The following is a 17,379-nucleotide window of genomic DNA, read 5'->3' on the forward strand; positions in this document are numbered from 1 at the left end:
TAAGCGAAGCCTTGAACTTAAGCCCCAGTAAACGGCGGCCGTAACTATAACGGTCCTAAGGTAGCGAAATTCCTTGTCGGGTAAGTTCCGACCCGCACGAATGGCGTAATGATTTGAGCACTGTCTCGACAACAAATCCGGTGAAATTGTAGTGGGGGTGAAGATGCCCTCTACCCGCGATTGGACGGAAAGACCCCGTAGAGCTTTACTGTAGCTTAGCATTGAATTTCGGTATTGTCTGTACAGGATAGGTGGGAGACTTAGAAATAGGGGCGTCAGCTTCTATGGAGTCGTCCTTGGGATACCACCCTGACAGTATTGAAATTCTAACCGGAGGCCATGTATCTGGTCACGGGACATTGTTAGGTGGGCAGTTTGACTGGGGCGGTCGCCTCCTAAAATGTAACGGAGGCGCCCAAAGGTTCCCTCAGCGCAGTTGGAAATTGCGCGCAGAGTGCAAAGGCATAAGGGAGCTTGACTGCGACACATACAAGTGGAGCAGGGACGAAAGTCGGGCTTAGTGATCCGGTGGTTCCTCGTGGGAGGGCCATCGCTCAACGGATAAAAGCTACCTCGGGGATAACAGGCTGATCTCCCCCAAGAGTCCACATCGACGGGGAGGTTTGGCACCTCGATGTCGGCTCGTCACATCCTGGGGCTGAAGTCGGTCCCAAGGGTTGGGCTGTTCGCCCATTAAAGTGGCACGCGAGCTGGGTTCAGAACGTCGTGAGACAGTTCGGTCCCTTTCCGTCGCGGGCGTAGGAAATTTGAGAGGAGCTGTCCTTAGTACGAGAGGACCGGGATGGACCAACCTCTGGTGCACCAGTTGTCATGCCAATGGCATAGCTGGGTAGCTATGTTGGGACGGGATAAACGCTGAAAGCATCTAAGCGTGAAGCCCACCTCAAGATTAGATTTCCCATAGCGTAAGCTAGTAAGACTCCTGGAAGACTACCAGGTTGATAGGTCAGAGGTGTAAGCGTGGTAACATGTTAAGCTGACTGATACTAATAAGTCGAGGGCTTGACCAAATAATTAACACTGTGCAATTTTGAAAGAACAATAATCTGGTGATTATGGCTCAAAGGTAACACCCCTTCCCATTCCGAACAGGACGGTTAAGCTTTGAAGCGCCGATGGTACTGCAGGGGAAGCCCTGTGGAAGAGTAGGTCGTCGCCAGGTCAATGATGTTCCGCAGTAGCTCAATGGTGGAGCACTCGGCTGTTAACCGATAGGTTGGAGGTTCGAGTCCTCTCTGCGGAGCCATTTTTATTTTTTGTATTTTTAATGTAAATAAGTTTATTTTTTTTATATCGAGTTAAACGTTTACAAAATAATATATATTTATGTAAATCAAATTATTTTGCCATTAGGCAAAATTTTTTATTTGCATAAAATACAGTTAGACATTCTAAATTAAGAGAAATATTTTGCAATCATATATGTTGCTATTTTCATTTATATAACTACAGATTATTAATCCAAAAAAGTAAAAAATTAAGAAAAATACTGCAAAATATGATATATTATTAGTACAAGGGTTAATGATTATATATTTATGGAGGGGTACGAATGTTATTTGGCAAAAAACAAAAGGGAAATCAAACAATAAGTACGAGTAAAATAAAAAAAATAGAGTATAAAGATGCTGAAAACAACATAAAAAATAATAAGATAAAAGTTAAACAAAAATATCAAAATATTATAACAAAAAAAGTTCATATACAAGCTGAAGATGCGTTGGATGTTACTGAAAAATTAATAGATTCAGTAGAAGAAATAAATATTCAAATAGATAACAATAATGATAATATAAATAGAACAGTTGATGTTGCATCTGAAGTAGGAGCTTTTTCTGAAGAAGTAAATGCTAGTGTAGATGAAACTTTGAAAGTTGTTCAAGATATGATGGGTAGAGCAGAAATAGGACAAGAATCAGTTAATAATTTAATTGAAAGTATAAAGAATGTACAACAAACTGTAGCAAATATGCAGTCAGTATTAATGCATTTATCAGAGAAATCTAATAAAATAAAAGTTATTGTAGATACTATAAAAGGAATTGCTAAAACTACACATTTATTATCATTAAATGCTAATATAGAAGCTGCTAGAGCTGGAGATGCAGGAAAAGGTTTTGCAGTAGTAGCAGGTGAAGTTAAAAAGTTAGCAGAAAGTAGTTCATTATCAGCAGATGAAATTGACAAGATAATATTAGAAATTGTTGAAGTAACAGAAAAAACTCTTCAAATCATACAAGAAGGGATAGACAAAGTAATAAAAAGTACTGAGATGGCAGAGGAAAGCAGAAAGACAATAAGTAATTTAATGCAATCGGTGGATAAAACAAAAAAAATATCAGAGCAAATTGGAAATGCTGTAAGAGAGCAAGCGGATAAAAATCAATACATGATTTCAGTAATAGATAATATGGTAGAAGACAGTGAAAGAGTAAAAGCAGTTAATGAGAATATATCTGTTAATGTAGAAATGCAAAAAGCAGCATTAAATACTTTAAAAGGTACCATTAATAATTTGAGTGAATTATCAGAGTATGATAGAGAAGATTGCACAAATATCAAAGATAGTTTTAATATATATTTCAATAAAATAAAATCTTTTGATCCAGCTATGTCTACAGATGTAAATACTACTCAAGTATTAAATTTAACTAACGTAACACTAGTTCAATTTGGAATAGGCACAGAAGTAATAAGTGCTTTAGCTAAGAATTGGCATCTAGAAAATGATAATGTTACATGGAATTTTTATTTAAGTAAAGGATTAAAATTTCATAATGGCAGAAATATAACAGCATATGATGTGAAATTTTCTTTTGAAAGATTGCTAAGTAAACAGTTGAATTCTCCTAATAGATGGTTGCTATCGGCGGTTAAAGGTGGACAAGAATATTATGAAGGTAAAACATCACAGATAGAAGGAATAATTGTGGAAAATGACCATAATTTTAAAATAGTATTGCAATATCCATATTCTTCTTTTATAAATAATTTAGCTCATGTAGCTTGTTCTATTTTACCTAAAGAAGAAGTAAATAGTATAGAAAATAACCCAGTAGGAGCTGGTCCATATAAAGTAGTGGAAATTAGTAATGAGAAAGATTCAATTAAACTAGAAAAATTTAAAGAGTATAAGTTAGGAGAGGCATTAATAGATGAAATAAATATATCACATAAAGTAGATGATTTAACAGGTGAGTTTTTGAAAGAAAATTTGGATTATATTACAGTTACTCCTAGTAATATTAATAAAATAAAACAAGAAGGATATGATGTGAAATATACAGAATGTTTAGGAACTAGATTGATAACATTTAATTTTCAAAGTAAAAATCCTTTGATAGAAAATAAAAAAGTAAGACAAGCCATAAATTATTGTGTGGATAAAGATAGAATAATAAAGGAAGCGTTTGGAGGGCTAGAGGTAAAAGCAAATGAAACATTACCTACGAGTATTATAAATGATAATAGGATAAAAGGATACACTAGGGATGTAAATAGGGCAAAACAGTTAATGCGTGAAAGTGGAATTACTTCTGGACAACTTTTATTAGCAGTTTCTAAAAATGATGCAGGCAAAGGTACTCAGCATAAAATAATTGCTGATATATTAAAAGAAAACTTAAAACAAATAGGATTGAATTTAAAAACTACAGAAGTAGAAAGTGGATCATATTATGATATGAATAATGTCAATAAAGTTGATATGATAGTATATGGATGGATGGGTGACTCAGGAACAGCAGATAACTTTATAGAACCTTTAGTAGATATAAATAATGCAGCAAACAGAAATAGGTATAATAATCCTAAAGTCATGGAGTTATTAAATGAAGCTAAGAAAATAAGGAATCCATATAAATACAGAGAGATGATATATAAAATTGAGAGTACTATAACAGATGATGCACCATACATATTTTTATCTCATATATGTGTTGCCTACGCATGTGGAAAAAATGTAAAAGGCCTAAAATTACATCCTTTAAATATAATTAAATTGGAAGATGTTTGGAAAGAATAGTTAGTAATTTAACTCAACTTTTGCAGGTGAAAAATAACCGCTGCGAAAGTTGAATTAATATTTTTTGTAATATAAAAATTTTATTTTGAAGTTTTCACCTTTAAGTTGTTTCCATCACTAGATATAAGTATGTCTCCATTTAAATCAGTTCTATATATTTTACAGTTAAATCCTTTTAATTTAGAGAGTGTTTCTTTATGGGGATGTCCGTATTTGTTATTTTTTCCACAGGAGATAACTGCTATTTTAGGATTGACATTTTTTAAAAAATCTATTGAGGTTGAGGAAACACTACCATGATGACCAACCTTTAATACATCTGCAGAAATATCATAATTTTCAGACAAAACTTCCTGTTCACTTAAAGCTTCTGCATCACCAGTAAATATAAAGTTTTTATTTTTATAGGCTAATTTCATTATCGGAGAATAGTTATTAGTATCTTCATACTTAGAATTATTAGGGGAGAGCATTTCACAAATAGTATTTTTACCTAAATTTAATGATACCCCAGCTTTAGCTACATGTATTTTAAGTTTCTTTTTTCTTAACGAAGAAATCATTTTTTTATAGGTTTTTGTAGAACTTATTTTTTTAGGCGCATAAAAGGCTTCAATACAAAAATTATCAATTACATAACTAGCTCCCCCTATATGATCTTCATGAGGATGTGTTGTTATAAAATAGTGGATTTTTTTTATGTCTTGATTTTTTAAATAAGATATAATTTTTGAATGATTCTGTGCAGGTCCAGCATCAATTAGCATATTTTTGTTATTTATTTGAACAAGTATGCAATCTCCTTGACCTACGTCAATGTAATGAATTTTTAGTATATTTGGATTCTGAACTTGGGGATTATCTTTAGATTTTTGTGATAGATTTTGTGAAGTTTGTGTTGAACATCCAAAAAAGGTTAATGTTATGACTATGAGTATTGTAAAAAATTTAATAAAACTTTTTTTGAAATTCATAGAATACCTCCCAAAAAGATAAAATCATCAACTATAATTTTAGCATTTTATTCCATATTGTAAAGCATTAACAATATTTTAATGCCAAATTTGTTAGTATGAGATCAATAATAGGGAGAAAACTTGAAAATAAAAATGTGCATTAGTATAATAATTTATGTTGAATAGTTAGTAGGGGTTCTAAAACATTATTACTTTGTAAAGGTAGGTATGTGATATGAAAACATTTTTTAAGATTTTAGCTTTTATAATATATATGATAGGAGCAATGTTTAAAACTATTAAATTAAAGTTATTAAAAAAGTATTCATCAAAAGAAAAGTACACTAAGTATTTAAATACGTCTGTTTATAAATGGGCAAATGCTATTGTAAAAATAGTGGGAATAAATTTAGAAGTAGTAGGTAAAGAAAATATTCCTAATGAGGCATGCTTATTTGTATCAAATCATCAAAGTAATTTAGATGTACCATGTTTAATAGCAGGTTTAAATAAGCCCTTTGGTTTTATAGCTAAAAAAGAGCTTGTTAAGGCACCGATAATAAAAACTTGGATGCAAGAGATTAAATGTGTTTTTATTGATAGAAAAAATGTTAGAGAGTCATTAAAAGCAATTTTAAAAGGTGCAGAAAATTTAAATAATGGACACAATATGGTTATATTTCCAGAAGGAACAAGAAGTAAAAGTAGTAAACTAGGTGAGTTTAAAAAGGGAAGTATGAAATTAGCTACTAAGGCTAAGGTTAAAGTAGTTCCAATAACTATTGATGGAACATATAAGGGTTTTGAAGGAAATGAAGGTTTTCAATTTAAATCTGCAAATGTTAAGATTATTGTACATCAACCAATTGAAGTAAAAGGATTGGATAGAGAAGAAAAAAATGAGTTAGCGGAAAAAGTCAAAGAAATTATTGCATCTGGACTTCATCAATAAAGGCAGTTGATAGTGGATAGTACAGGTAAAAAATAGCCGCTACGGGAAATGATATCTTGCTTAGAAACCCTTCACTTCAGTAACAAGTTCTAAGCTTTACTCATATTGAAAAAAGATTTTTTAATTAATATTCCGTAGGAATCAGTAATTAAAAAATAACTTTTTTCAAATTCGTAAAGCTAAGAACTTGTAAACTTTGTTCAAATGTTTCTTACGCAATATATCATTTCCCTTCGCTAAGCAGTATTTTTTTACTGCGAAAGTTGAGTTTTTAATTATTAATTGTTACTAAAATGTTGTTCAAAGATTCCTATTATTATATAATTTTTATTTATGAACACTTAGTTATTGGATAAATTTAAAATTACAGCTTTTCTACTTGTCATGGCATCTATACTGTATCTTATTCCTTGAGTTCCCATTCCAGAAGCTTTTACACCGCTAAAAGGAAAATGGTCAGGACCGCGTTCAGGTTGATTATTAACTTGTACTGTTCCCACTTGTAATTTATCAGCAACTAAAAATGCATTATTTATATCTTTTGTAAATACGGAAGATTGTAGTCCATATTCAGATGCATTTGCTATATTTATAGCTTCGTTTAGATCATTAACTCTAATGATAGGAAGTACTGGTCCAAAAGGTTCTTCCCATGCAATTCTCATATTGGTATTTACATTATCTAATAAAGTAGGATACAATAAATTATCTGTTCTTTTATTTCCTATTATTAGCTTTGCACCTTTATTTAAAGCATCGTCAATAAGTTGTTGAACATAATCAGCATTTTTACTGTTTATAAGTGGAATTATATCGGCATCTTCAAAAGGGGAACCAACCTTAAGATTATTGATTAAGGGATTCATTTTAGCTATTAATTCATCTGCTATAGAGTTAATTACAAGAACTCTTTTTACAGCAGTACATCTTTGACCAGAATAATTATATGCTCCAGTAACTATATCTTTTGCAGCATCATCAAGATCTGCATCTTTAAGTACAATTGCAGCGTCTTTACCACCAAGTTCCATCATCATTGGAACCATACCAGCGATTTTGGCTATATGAGTACCAACTTTAGTACTTCCTGTAAAGTTAATAAAATTTATGTCGGGATGCGTTACTATATAGTCCCCTATTTCTGAACTTTTACCTGTTACTGTGTTTAATACACCCTTAGGTATACCTGCGGCATTAAATATTTCAGCTAAATATAGTCCACTTATTGCACCTTGAGTAGCAGGTTTAAATAATACACTATTTCCTGCAATAAGTGCAGGAGCTATTTTGGAAGTGGAAAGGTTAATGGGATAATTAAAAGGTGATATAGCTAATACAATACCAATTGGTATTTTAGTAACAAGAGAAATTTTATTTTTACTAAACCCAGGAAAATTTTCTCCACCTATGGTTTCTCCTTTTAAGTGTTTACCCTCATCTGCAGTAAATTTTATAAAATCAGCAGTTCGTTTTACTTCTGATATTGCTGAACTTTTGTTTTTACCAACTTCTAATTGAATTATATAGGAAATTTCATTTATATTTTTTTCTAAAAGAACTGCAGCTTTATGTAAGATTTCTGCTCTTTTATTCATAGGTGTCTGTGCCCAAGTTTTTTGAGCACATTGAGAATTTATTATAGTTTTATCAATGTCCTCTTTATTCATAGATTGAATTTCTCCAACTAGACAGTTATTAGCAGGAGATTTTATTTGAATGGTATTTTTAGTAGTAGATTGTATCCAATTACCATTATAGAGAGTTTTATATGTTTTGTTAGCGTGAATATTTTCAAACAAAAAACCACCTTCTTGCTTTAGAAATTAATTCTAGTATTAGCTTAAAGGTAGTTTTATATAAGTGTTTATTGTTGGTTGTTTGTAAGCATTTCTTGTAAAAGTGTTATTTTTACTTTAAATTCAGCATTTTCTTTTTTTAGGTATTTAATTTCTGATTCAACTGCTTTATTTTGTAGTTTGTATTTATCTAAAGAAAGTAGTAAATTTTTGTTAGTGTTCACTTTTTCATTAATAATTGGTTCATACATCTTTTCTATAGTTTTTTGCTTGTTGCAAAGAAAGTGACTTTTATCGTAAAATTTATGTGAGAGGGAATAAATGTTTGAAAATATTGTTTTTATATTAGAATAATATTTTATTAGTATAGATTTTAAGTTATTCAAAATATCACCTCAAGTATATTTTACTTAATATTTATATACAATTTCAAGAGTAGGAGTTCATTATTATGAGTAAATTGAATTTTAAATTTATAACCAATATATATATAAAACGTATGGAAGAAAAAAAATGTACATTAGAAGAGTTAACAAATAAATATAAGAAACATATGGAGTTAGAGAAAAACAAATTAGAAGAAAATATAAATAAATTAAATAAGCTTCAAGATGAGAATAATATGCTTATAGAAAAATTTAAAATATTGAAGAATATATTAAGAAAAAAAGGTATTATTTTATATGCCAAGAATAATAATTATGAAATTGAAGAGTGGGAAAATCTTTATTTAGAAAAAAAAGGATATATATATTTAATAAAGTCTAAAGAAGGTTATGTTGTAAAGGAATTAGATGCAGAAAGCAGTTATTTAATAGACAAATTATTGTTAGAATCAAATAACTATAGGATATTAGTTATAAGAAAAGATCCAAATAAGATAAAAATGCAAATGCGTATAGGAATATAGCCAATAAGTGTCTAGAGCCTGTGAAGTAAATACCTATATAGTGTTAGGAATCGTGTCACTTCAGTAACAAGTTCTAAGTCTTACTCATATTCAAAAGGAGATTTTCTTACAAATATTCCAGAGAAATTAATTATCAGAAAATAGCTCTTTTGAAATTCGTAAGACTAAGAACTTGTAAACTTCGTTCCAATGATATCCTAAACACTATATAGATATTTACCACAGGCAATAAGTTTGGCAATTTAAATGTTAATGAATAATTCAACTTTTGCAGGTGAAAAATAGCCACTGCGGCAAATGATATCTTGCTTAGAAATCTTTTGTTTCAGTAACAAGTTCTAAGTTTTACTCATGTTGAAAAAATGACTTTTTTCAAATTCGTAAAGCTAAGAACTTGTAAACTTTGTTCAAATGTTTCTTACGCAAGATATCATTTCCCTTCGCTAAGCAGTATTTTTTTACTGCGAAAATTTAGTGAATAATTAATAATCAAGGAAATTTTGCCTTAGAGCAAAATAACTAATATATAATTTAAGATTTTTGGTAAAACAAAAATCAACCTTAATTATTAATTCTTTAAAGTAGTTTTTGTATTTTATTTATATCTAAATTATCTTTAGAAAGTATAGCTGATACTGATAAAGTATATTCTGGAAGTTTATCTTTAGTAAATTGTATTTCTTCATTTAATAAATTTTTTGTTATAGAGGATACTTCAAATCCTAGGCTTTCTAGAGAATATCTTATATTTTCAGGGTGGAGACAAGGTTTATTTTCTAATCGAGTACATTTAGCACATTTATTACAACTTCCACCTAAAAGTATGGTTGTATTAGGAAAAAGTTGTTCTATATCAAACATTTTTTTATCAACATTCTTTCTTAATTGTAAATATATTTCGTAGGAAATTTGTTTATCTGATTTATTTTTAGTTTTTAAGTCATTTATTGTATCTTGTATGTCTTTGAAGTACAGTTTTGAACTAATTACATAAGCAAAGTTATAATTAGTGATGTAGTCCTTTTCATCAAAAGTATAGTTTGGACAACTCCAGTTTTTATTAAAATTTGGACAACTTGTACAGTATTTTCTAATAGTTTCAAGTTTAAAATACTTCATAAGATTATCTATTGAAGTTTTTGTGATTTTAAAAGTTATTGGTAAATTCATATGTTATTCCCCCATATTTTTAGTTAAATATTTGCATTCAACTTTTTAAAGATAATTAATAGTTAATAATGAATAATTAATAATTAAGGAAATTTTGCCTTAGGGCAAAATAACTAATATATAATTTAAGATTTTTGCTAAAGCAAAAATTAACCTTAATTATTAAATTTTAATTATTAATTCTTAATTGATACTAAATGTTTCTTACGCTAGATAGTATTCTCTTATTACGAAAGTTAAGTTATGCATAATTTTATTATACAACACAAATTTTAAAATATATTAAAAGTTTTTTAACAAAATACTTGACATATATTCATTATTAAGTATAATAATACATATCGAATATAAAGTAAAATTTAATACAAGTAAGTATGGTAAGCGTTTGTGAAAATAGAGGAGCGATATTTAAGAGTACTATTATGGAGACAAGCACTATGAAGTAATAGGAAAGGAAATTTCGCCGAAGCGTGCAGTTAATGCTTTGACACTGCAGAGCTGGGGTTGTATAGAATATATGCAGCACTGTCGCAAATGTAACATTTGTGGAGAGCTATTGTTCAATAATGTTTACGCATCGATTACGTATTGCAAAAATATATTTTAGTGCGTTTTTTATATGATGTGTATTCAGCCTTGAGTGATGACTCAAGGCTTTTATTATTGTTGTGGTAAGTTCTCTCCTAAAAAATATTAAATTTTTAAGGAGGAGAAAAAATGAAAAAAAAAGGAGCAATATTATTTATTTTAACAGTACTTATTACTTTATCTTTTAATGTATTAGTTTTTGCACAGGAAGCTGATAAAGCAACTGTAAATGCACAAAAATTTGGTATATGGACATTATTACCACCACTTATAGCTATAATTTTAGCTTTTATTACTAAGAATGTAATTCTATCTTTATTTATAGGAGTATTATCAGGAACATTTCTTTTACAATTACAAGGATTTAATGTATTAAGTGCGTTATTTAATGGGTTCTTAATGGTAGTGACACATATTTTAAATTCTTTAGCAGATCCATGGAATGCAGGTATAGTTCTTCAATGTTTAGCAATAGGAGGTCTTATAGCATTAATTTCTAAAATGGGTGGTGCAAAAGCTATAGCAATATCACTTTCTAAAAAGGCTAAGTCTCCAGTTAGTGTTCAGATTATTACATGGTTATTAGGTTTATTTGTTTTCTTTGATGATTATGCAAATTCCCTTATAGTTGGACCAATAATGAGACCAGTAGCAGATAAAATGAAAATTTCAAGACAAAAATTAGCTTTTGTTATAGATGCAACAGCAGCTCCAATAGCTGGTATTGCACTTGTATCTACTTGGGTAGGATATGAGGTTAGTTTAATAAAAGATGGTTTTTCCCAAATTGGACAAAGTGCAAATGCATATAGTATTTTTGTTTCAACAATACCATATAGATTTTATAATATATTAATTTTGATTTTCATAGTATTAACAGCGGTTATGTTAAGAGAATTCGGACCAATGCTTAAATGTGAAAGAGATTGTAGAAAAGGTAAAATTTCACTAGATGATAATTCTAAAGTACAAAATAATGAAAATAAAGAGCTTGAACCAAAAGAAGGAATAAAACTTAGTGTATGGAATGCAATAATACCAATCTTAGTTTTAATAGTAGGTGCATTTTTAGGATTTTATTTTAATGGATATAATGCCATAATGGGTGGAAAAGATGCAGAGTTAATAGAATTGTTTAAAACATCACCAACATCTTTTGTAGCTATTAGAGAAGCATTTGGTGCTTCAGATGCTAGTATAGTTTTATTTCAAGCCGCTTTATTTGCTAGTTTAGTAGCAATTATAATGGGAGTATGTCAGAAAATATTTACAGTTAATGAAGCCATAGATACTTGGGTTGAGGGTACAAAGTCATTAATAATAACAGGAGTAATATTACTTTTGGCATGGTCTTTAAGTAGTGTAATAAAAGAACTTGGAACAGCTAAATTTTTAGTTTCAATTTTATCTAATAAAATACCAGTATTTTTACTTCCATCAATTATATTTATATTAGCATCTATTACTTCTTTTGCAACAGGAACATCTTATGGAACGATGGGAATACTTATGCCACTTACAATACCACTTGCAAGTGCCATTGCTTCAGGTGACATGAGATATGTAATAATAAGTATAAGTGCTGTATTAACAGGTGCTATATTTGGAGATCATTGTTCGCCGATATCTGATACTACAATTTTATCATCTATGGGTGCAGGATGTGATCATATAGATCATGTTAAAACTCAGCTTATATATTCTTTAAGTGTAGCGGCTGTAACTGCTTTATTGGGATATATACCAGTAAGTTTAGGAGTGCCTGTATATTTAGTATTATTGGTTGATATAATTATAATAGGTTGTATAGTACGTTTCATTGGAAAACCAGTAGAACAAGAAGTTGAAGATGTTAAAAATGCAAATATTGATGCAGCATAAATAGGATTTTAAATTTACTAAAAACATAAATTGAAAAGCATAAAGTTTAAATAAGAATGATTTATTTAAATGATCATTTGAAAAATTTAAACATAACTCAACTTTCGCAGGTGAAAAACAGCCGCTGCGGGAAATGATATCTTGCTTAGAAACCTTTCACTTCAGTAACAAGTTTTAAGCTTTACTCATATTCAAAAAAGATTTTTTAATTAATATTCCATAGGAATCAGTAATTAAAAAATAACTTTTTTCAAATTCGTAAAGCTAAGAACTTGTAAACTTTGTTCAAATGTTTCTTACTCAAGATATCATTTCCCTTCGCTAGACAGTATTTTTTTACTGCGAAAGTTGAAAACATAACTAATAAAAAACAATAACTTACACTAAATAAAAGTAGTAAGTTATTGTTTTTTATTTTTAAATACTAGAAATACATTGTAATTATTTACTTTATACATTATTAAATATAAAAGTATAATCTAGTCTTCAACTCTTCTTCTATCTTTTCCAAAGAAAGATATTGCATAAAGTCCAGATATACCAACTAATGCATAAACTATTCTACTAAAAGTTGTTAAAGTTCCAAAAAGGGCAGCAACTAAATCAAATTGGAAAAAACCAATTAGTCCCCAGTTAACAGCTCCTATTATAACTAATAAAAGTGCAATAGTATCTAATGTTTTCAAAGTTATACATCTCCCTTTTAAATTAATTCTTAAATATAGTATCTACACTTCTATTAGGATTATTCACCAAAATTTAAAAATTATTTTATCTGACCATGTTTTTCATAGTGAGAGATTTGCTTTATTGAATTATCATCATTTACAAAAATAACCGTTGGTTTATGTTCTTTTACTTCTTTTTCACTCATTTCACAATAAGCCATTAATATAACCTTGTCTTCAGGCTGCACATGTCTTGCAGCAGCACCATTTAAACATATGACACCACTATTTGCTTTACCAGCTATAACATAAGTTTCAAATCGAGCGCCATTATTTATATTTACAACTTGAATTTTCTCATATTCTACAATTCCAGAATTATCTAATAAAGTAGAATCTATAGTTATACTTCCTACATAGTTAAGTTTAGCTTCTGTTACTGTAGCTCTATGAATTTTAGCTTTAAGCATGTGCAAGTTCATTTTTCTTTCCTCCTAAAATAATGTTGTCAATTAGTCTAGTTTTACCAATATAAACAGCTAGAGCTATTAGAGTAGAATTTTTTATTTCATTTACAGGTTTTAATGAAGTATTATCGACTATTTCAACATAATCTATTTTTGCTAGAGGCTCAGTGTTAATTACTTCAATTATGTTTTGTTTTATTTTGTTTGAATCAAATTCATTTTTTTCAAAAAGTTTTTTTGCTTTCATAAGACTTTTATAAAGTATTAAACTAGCTTTTCTTTCTTCTGAGGAAAGATATGAGTTTCTAGAACTTTTTGCAAGACCATCTTCTTCTCGAACAATAGGACATCCTATTATTTTAATATTAAAATTTAAATCTCTAACCATTCTTTTAATTACAGCTAGTTGTTGAGCATCTTTTTGACCAAAGTATGCTTTATCAGGAGTTACTATATTAAATAATTTTGATACAATAGTACATACTCCTTTGAAATGACCAGGACGTTTTGCACCACAAAGACCTTTTGTTAAATTATCAACATTAACATAAGTGCAAAAATCATTAAAATACATTTCAGAAACCTGTGGAGTAAAAATTAAATCTGCTCCACAGTTTTTACACTTATTTAAATCTCTATCTATATCGCTTGGATATGTATCCAAATCTTCATTTTTACCAAATTGTATAGGGTTCAAAAACACACTTACTACAGTTTTATCATTGTCACTTGCAGATTTTTTTATTAAACTTTCATGTCCTTCGTGTAAATAACCCATAGTTGGTACAAGACCAACAGAAAAACCTTCTTTTTTCCATTCAATGATGTATTTTCTTACTTCCTCTATAGTTGATGCTATTTTCATAACTAGGTACATCCTTCCTCTATATTTTAATTAATATAATTTATTTAGTATTTCTTCATTAATATTGAAGCTGTGTTCTTTACTTGGAAAGGAACCTTCTTTAACTTCCTCTATATATGTTTTAAAACCTTTTTTCATTTCTTTTCCTGCATTAGCAAAGGTTTTTACAAACTTAGGTTTGAAGTCAGAAAACATGTTTATCATATCTTGATAAACTAATATTTGACCATCACAGCATGGTCCTGCACCTATTCCTATAGTTGGAATAGAAATTTGTTCAGTTATGAGCTCCGCAAGTTTTGCAGGTATTCCCTCTAAAACTATTGCAAAAGCACCTGCTTCTTCGATTTTTTTTGCATCATTTATTAGTTGTTTGGCTGCTTGTTCACTCTTTCCTTGAACTTTAAAACCTCCAAACATATTTACAGATTGAGGAGTAAGACCTAGGTGACCCATTACAGGTATTTGAGCATTAACGATGGCTTTAATTTGATCACATACATTTGCACCGCCTTCTAATTTTACAGCAGTGGCTTTGGCTTCTTTTATAAATCTACCAGCATTTTTTACTGCATCATATACAGAAGTTTGATAGGACATAAAAGGCATGTCTCCAACTACTAAAGCGTTTTTACAAGCTCTTGTTACTGCTCTAGTGTGATGGAGCATATCTTCCATTGTTACGCTTAAAGTGTCTTCATATCCAAGACAAACCATACCTAAAGAATCACCCACTAGTATGCCATCTATACCACAGCTATCTATAAGTTTAGCTGTAGAATAATCATAGGCAGTAAGCATCGTAAGTTTTTCACCATTTTGTTTTGCTTTTTTAAAGCTTTGTATTGTTTTTTTCATTCTTTATACCTCCGAGAATAGAATATAATTTTGAATAATCCCTTTGAGAATGTTTTATTTCAGATAAATTTAATAGTTTTAGAGAAAGAGTTTTATAAAGTGCAATATCTTCTTTAGGAATAACTTTTAGATGATTAGAAACAGTATTTATATCACATCTTTCTATTGGTCCAGTTAATGATTTTATGAAATCTTTATTATTTTTTATGTTATTTATGTTGCTAAAAATTAGTGGCATAAGAGCATCTATACAATCTGTAGTACTCATACCTAGTTTTTTTAAATACTCACAACTTGTATTTAAAATAGCTAGTACTAAGTTTGATGCCATAACATTTGAAAGATGATATAAATATTTTTTATCACCATCGATTATATGGACGGTATTTCCTAAAGAGTTTATAAGGTTTTTTATAAAGGTTATATGTTTAACATTACCTTCAATTGAAAAATGCACATTGTTTAAATTGAAACTATTAAATTTATCACAAAAGGGATACATAGGGTGAATTGAATATCCGAAGGCACCAGAAATGTTTATATCAGAAAAAATATTTGATGATAGTGAACCGCTAGTATGACATATTATCTTATCTTTTATATTTAGTTCACGAACATCTTTCCACACATTTTCAATATCGTCATCAGGAGTGGTAATAAAAATAATATTACTTGATTTAACTAAAGATTTTAAACTTATGTGAGCTTTTGAATTAGTGAAATCGCTGGCTTGTTTTGAGGAGTGAAAACTTTTGCTATAATAACCGCTTAAACTTAGGTTATTGATGGCAAAATATTTTCCTAAAGAGCAGCCAACTTTTCCAGCTCCAATAAATCCAATTTTCAATATACCACCACCCAACTTATTAAATTAGGTTTTTAAATAAAACAACATCAACTTATGTAAACATGAATTATTCAACTTTAGCAGTTAATAATATAAAACTCCGATAAATGATATTTTGCTATAAAACCTTAGATCATTTATCTACGTTAAAATTCATTTTTATTTTGTAAAAGTTGAATGAATTACATATAGCTGTGTAAAAACAGAAATAATATAATATACCTGTCCCATTCTGACGATATGAGCAGCTGAATAAATGATAAATTTCTAGTGTAGTTCCTTTCGGATACCACCTAGAATAAGTTTATCATAAAATTAAAGTAAAACAAAGTAGGAAGTAGAAAGTATAAAGTAGAAAGTGTAAAGTATAAAGTAGAAAGTATAAAGTAGAAAGTGTAAAGTATAAAGTAGAAAGTATAAAGTAGAAATAAGGATGTTTTTCTTACAGAAAAACTTTTATTAAAATAAATTTTTAATTTATTTGATTTTCAAAAGTTGCTTTTGAAAATCTTCCTTATTTTTTCTTTAAACTTTAAACTTTTTACTTTATAATGAGTACAGTTCACATATAAGGTAATTTATGATAAAATTAAAATTGGAATTTGTAGCTGTGAGATGTAATAAACAAAATTTAAGGAGGAAAATTAGATGAATACAGCAATATGGATATTAAAGCTGGTAGCTTTTGCAGCAGTTGTATTAGTTGTGTATAATGTATTAAAATTATTTGTATTAAATAAAATTAAGCTTAAATATAATTGGATACCGCTTGTAGCTGCAATTGGTATACTTTTAGTACAAATGTTTTTACGTATAAATCCAAATAGTTTTGTTGGCATGTATGTTTTCCCAGCTATATTTGGTATCTTATTTTTATGGTTTATGGATTTAAAAGGACTTTTTAGAGGTTCAAGTGTAAATAATGATACACATAAGGGTAAGTATGTAAGTCCGTATGATAAGAAAAATAAGAAAAAAGATGTTATAAAGCCAAAAGCAAAAGCGAATAAGGCTATGAAGAAAAGTGATAAAAGTAAAAAGTAGAAAATCAGCCCTAGCGGTTGGTTTTTGCTTTTTATAATTAATAACTCAACTTTTGCAGATAAAATGCAGCTGCTGCGGGAAATGATATATTGCTATGAAACCATTCACTTCAGTAACAAGTTCTAAGCTTTACTCATATTGAAAAAAGATTTTTTAATTAATATTCCGTAGGAATCAGTAATTAAAAAATGACTTTTTTCAAATTCGTAAAGCTAAGAACTTGTAAACTTTGTTCAAATGTTTCTTACGCAATATATCATTTCCCTCCGCTAGACAGTATTTTCTTACTGCGACAGTTGAGTTAATAATAATAAGTTTTGGATAGGTGATGT

General features: G+C 29.3%; 14 protein-coding genes, 1 tRNA gene, 2 rRNA genes and 1 riboswitch (1 of these 18 cut by a window edge). Of the genes, 8 read left to right on the forward strand and 9 right to left on the reverse strand.

The features are described from left to right. The 4 genes from ACFIJ5_RS04080 to ACFIJ5_RS04095 form a co-directional block, all read left to right on the forward strand. A 23S ribosomal RNA gene (locus ACFIJ5_RS04080) occupies positions 1-1,031 on the forward strand; it begins 1,868 nt to the left of the window's first position. A gap of 35 nt (positions 1,032-1,066) precedes the next feature. Continuing rightward, positions 1,067-1,183: ribosomal RNA gene (gene rrf / locus ACFIJ5_RS04085) — 5S ribosomal RNA — on the forward strand. 9 nt (positions 1,184-1,192) lie between these two features. After that, positions 1,193-1,267, forward strand: a tRNA-Asn gene (locus tag ACFIJ5_RS04090). Between the two features lie 306 nt (positions 1,268-1,573). Beyond that, positions 1,574-4,045, forward strand: a complete 2,472-nt coding sequence (locus tag ACFIJ5_RS04095) for an ABC transporter substrate-binding protein (protein WP_379804118.1) — start codon at positions 1,574-1,576, stop codon at positions 4,043-4,045. A gap of 80 nt (positions 4,046-4,125) precedes the next feature. On the opposite strand, the gene ACFIJ5_RS04100 is transcribed toward ACFIJ5_RS04095, so the two are convergent. Continuing rightward, the gene (locus ACFIJ5_RS04100) at positions 4,126-5,019 is read right to left on the reverse strand and encodes a ComEC/Rec2 family competence protein (protein WP_379804120.1); all 894 of its coding nucleotides are present in this window, start codon (positions 5,017-5,019) and stop codon (positions 4,126-4,128) included. A gap of 217 nt (positions 5,020-5,236) precedes the next feature. On the opposite strand from ACFIJ5_RS04100, the gene ACFIJ5_RS04105 reads away from it, so the two are divergent. Continuing rightward, positions 5,237-5,953, forward strand: a complete 717-nt coding sequence (locus ACFIJ5_RS04105) for a lysophospholipid acyltransferase family protein (protein ID WP_379804123.1) — start codon at positions 5,237-5,239, stop codon at positions 5,951-5,953. A gap of 341 nt (positions 5,954-6,294) precedes the next feature. On the opposite strand, the gene ACFIJ5_RS04110 is transcribed toward ACFIJ5_RS04105, so the two are convergent. Next, positions 6,295-7,752: an NADP-dependent glyceraldehyde-3-phosphate dehydrogenase gene (locus tag ACFIJ5_RS04110; protein WP_379804125.1), complete on the reverse strand. Its 1,458-nt coding sequence runs from the start codon at positions 7,750-7,752 to the stop codon at positions 6,295-6,297. 65 nt (positions 7,753-7,817) lie between these two features. Next, positions 7,818-8,135: a hypothetical protein gene (locus tag ACFIJ5_RS04115; RefSeq protein WP_379804127.1), complete on the reverse strand. Its 318-nt coding sequence runs from the start codon at positions 8,133-8,135 to the stop codon at positions 7,818-7,820. Between the two features lie 65 nt (positions 8,136-8,200). On the opposite strand from ACFIJ5_RS04115, the gene ACFIJ5_RS04120 reads away from it, so the two are divergent. Then, on the forward strand, positions 8,201-8,659 hold the full coding sequence (locus tag ACFIJ5_RS04120; RefSeq protein WP_379804130.1) for a hypothetical protein: 459 nt from the start codon (positions 8,201-8,203) through the stop codon (positions 8,657-8,659). 576 nt (positions 8,660-9,235) lie between these two features. On the opposite strand, the gene ACFIJ5_RS04125 is transcribed toward ACFIJ5_RS04120, so the two are convergent. Further along, positions 9,236-9,829 carry a DUF2284 domain-containing protein gene (locus ACFIJ5_RS04125; RefSeq protein ID WP_379804132.1) on the reverse strand — a complete coding sequence of 198 codons (594 nt, stop codon included), beginning with the start codon at positions 9,827-9,829 and terminating at the stop codon, positions 9,236-9,238. 386 nt (positions 9,830-10,215) lie between these two features. Then, positions 10,216-10,393, forward strand: a riboswitch (Lysine riboswitch). Between the two features lie 153 nt (positions 10,394-10,546). Between ACFIJ5_RS04125 and ACFIJ5_RS04130 the strand changes: the two genes are divergently transcribed. Then, complete coding sequence (locus tag ACFIJ5_RS04130; RefSeq protein ID WP_379804134.1) at positions 10,547-12,298, forward strand: Na+/H+ antiporter NhaC family protein; 1,752 nt, start codon at positions 10,547-10,549, stop codon at positions 12,296-12,298. A gap of 479 nt (positions 12,299-12,777) precedes the next feature. Here ACFIJ5_RS04130 and ACFIJ5_RS04135 read toward each other — a convergent pair whose 3' ends face one another. From ACFIJ5_RS04135 to ACFIJ5_RS04155, 5 genes are all read right to left on the reverse strand, one after another. After that, positions 12,778-12,984: a DUF378 domain-containing protein gene (locus ACFIJ5_RS04135; RefSeq protein ID WP_379804136.1), complete on the reverse strand. Its 207-nt coding sequence runs from the start codon at positions 12,982-12,984 to the stop codon at positions 12,778-12,780. An 80-nt stretch (positions 12,985-13,064) separates the two neighbouring features. Next, on the reverse strand, positions 13,065-13,448 hold the full coding sequence (gene panD / locus ACFIJ5_RS04140; RefSeq protein ID WP_379804139.1) for an aspartate 1-decarboxylase: 384 nt from the start codon (positions 13,446-13,448) through the stop codon (positions 13,065-13,067). Beyond that, positions 13,429-14,298 carry a pantoate--beta-alanine ligase gene (gene panC, locus ACFIJ5_RS04145; RefSeq protein WP_379804143.1) on the reverse strand — a complete coding sequence of 290 codons (870 nt, stop codon included), beginning with the start codon at positions 14,296-14,298 and terminating at the stop codon, positions 13,429-13,431. The genes panD and panC overlap by 20 nt, the downstream gene beginning before the upstream one ends. A gap of 30 nt (positions 14,299-14,328) precedes the next feature. Beyond that, entirely contained in the window at positions 14,329-15,156 is an 828-nt protein-coding gene (gene panB, locus ACFIJ5_RS04150; RefSeq protein ID WP_379804146.1) for a 3-methyl-2-oxobutanoate hydroxymethyltransferase, read from the reverse strand. Next, complete coding sequence (locus ACFIJ5_RS04155) at positions 15,131-16,003, reverse strand: Rossmann-like and DUF2520 domain-containing protein (protein WP_379804148.1); 873 nt, start codon at positions 16,001-16,003, stop codon at positions 15,131-15,133. Before ACFIJ5_RS04155 ends, panB begins: the two co-directional genes overlap by 26 nt. 648 nt (positions 16,004-16,651) lie before the next feature. On the opposite strand from ACFIJ5_RS04155, the gene ACFIJ5_RS04160 reads away from it, so the two are divergent. Next, the gene (locus ACFIJ5_RS04160) at positions 16,652-17,047 is read left to right on the forward strand and encodes a hypothetical protein (protein WP_379804151.1); all 396 of its coding nucleotides are present in this window, start codon (positions 16,652-16,654) and stop codon (positions 17,045-17,047) included. Positions 17,048-17,379 lie beyond the last annotated feature (332 nt).

The organism is Haloimpatiens myeolchijeotgali (assembly GCF_042688525.2).
GTDB lineage: Bacteria > Bacillota > Clostridia > Clostridiales > Clostridiaceae > Haloimpatiens.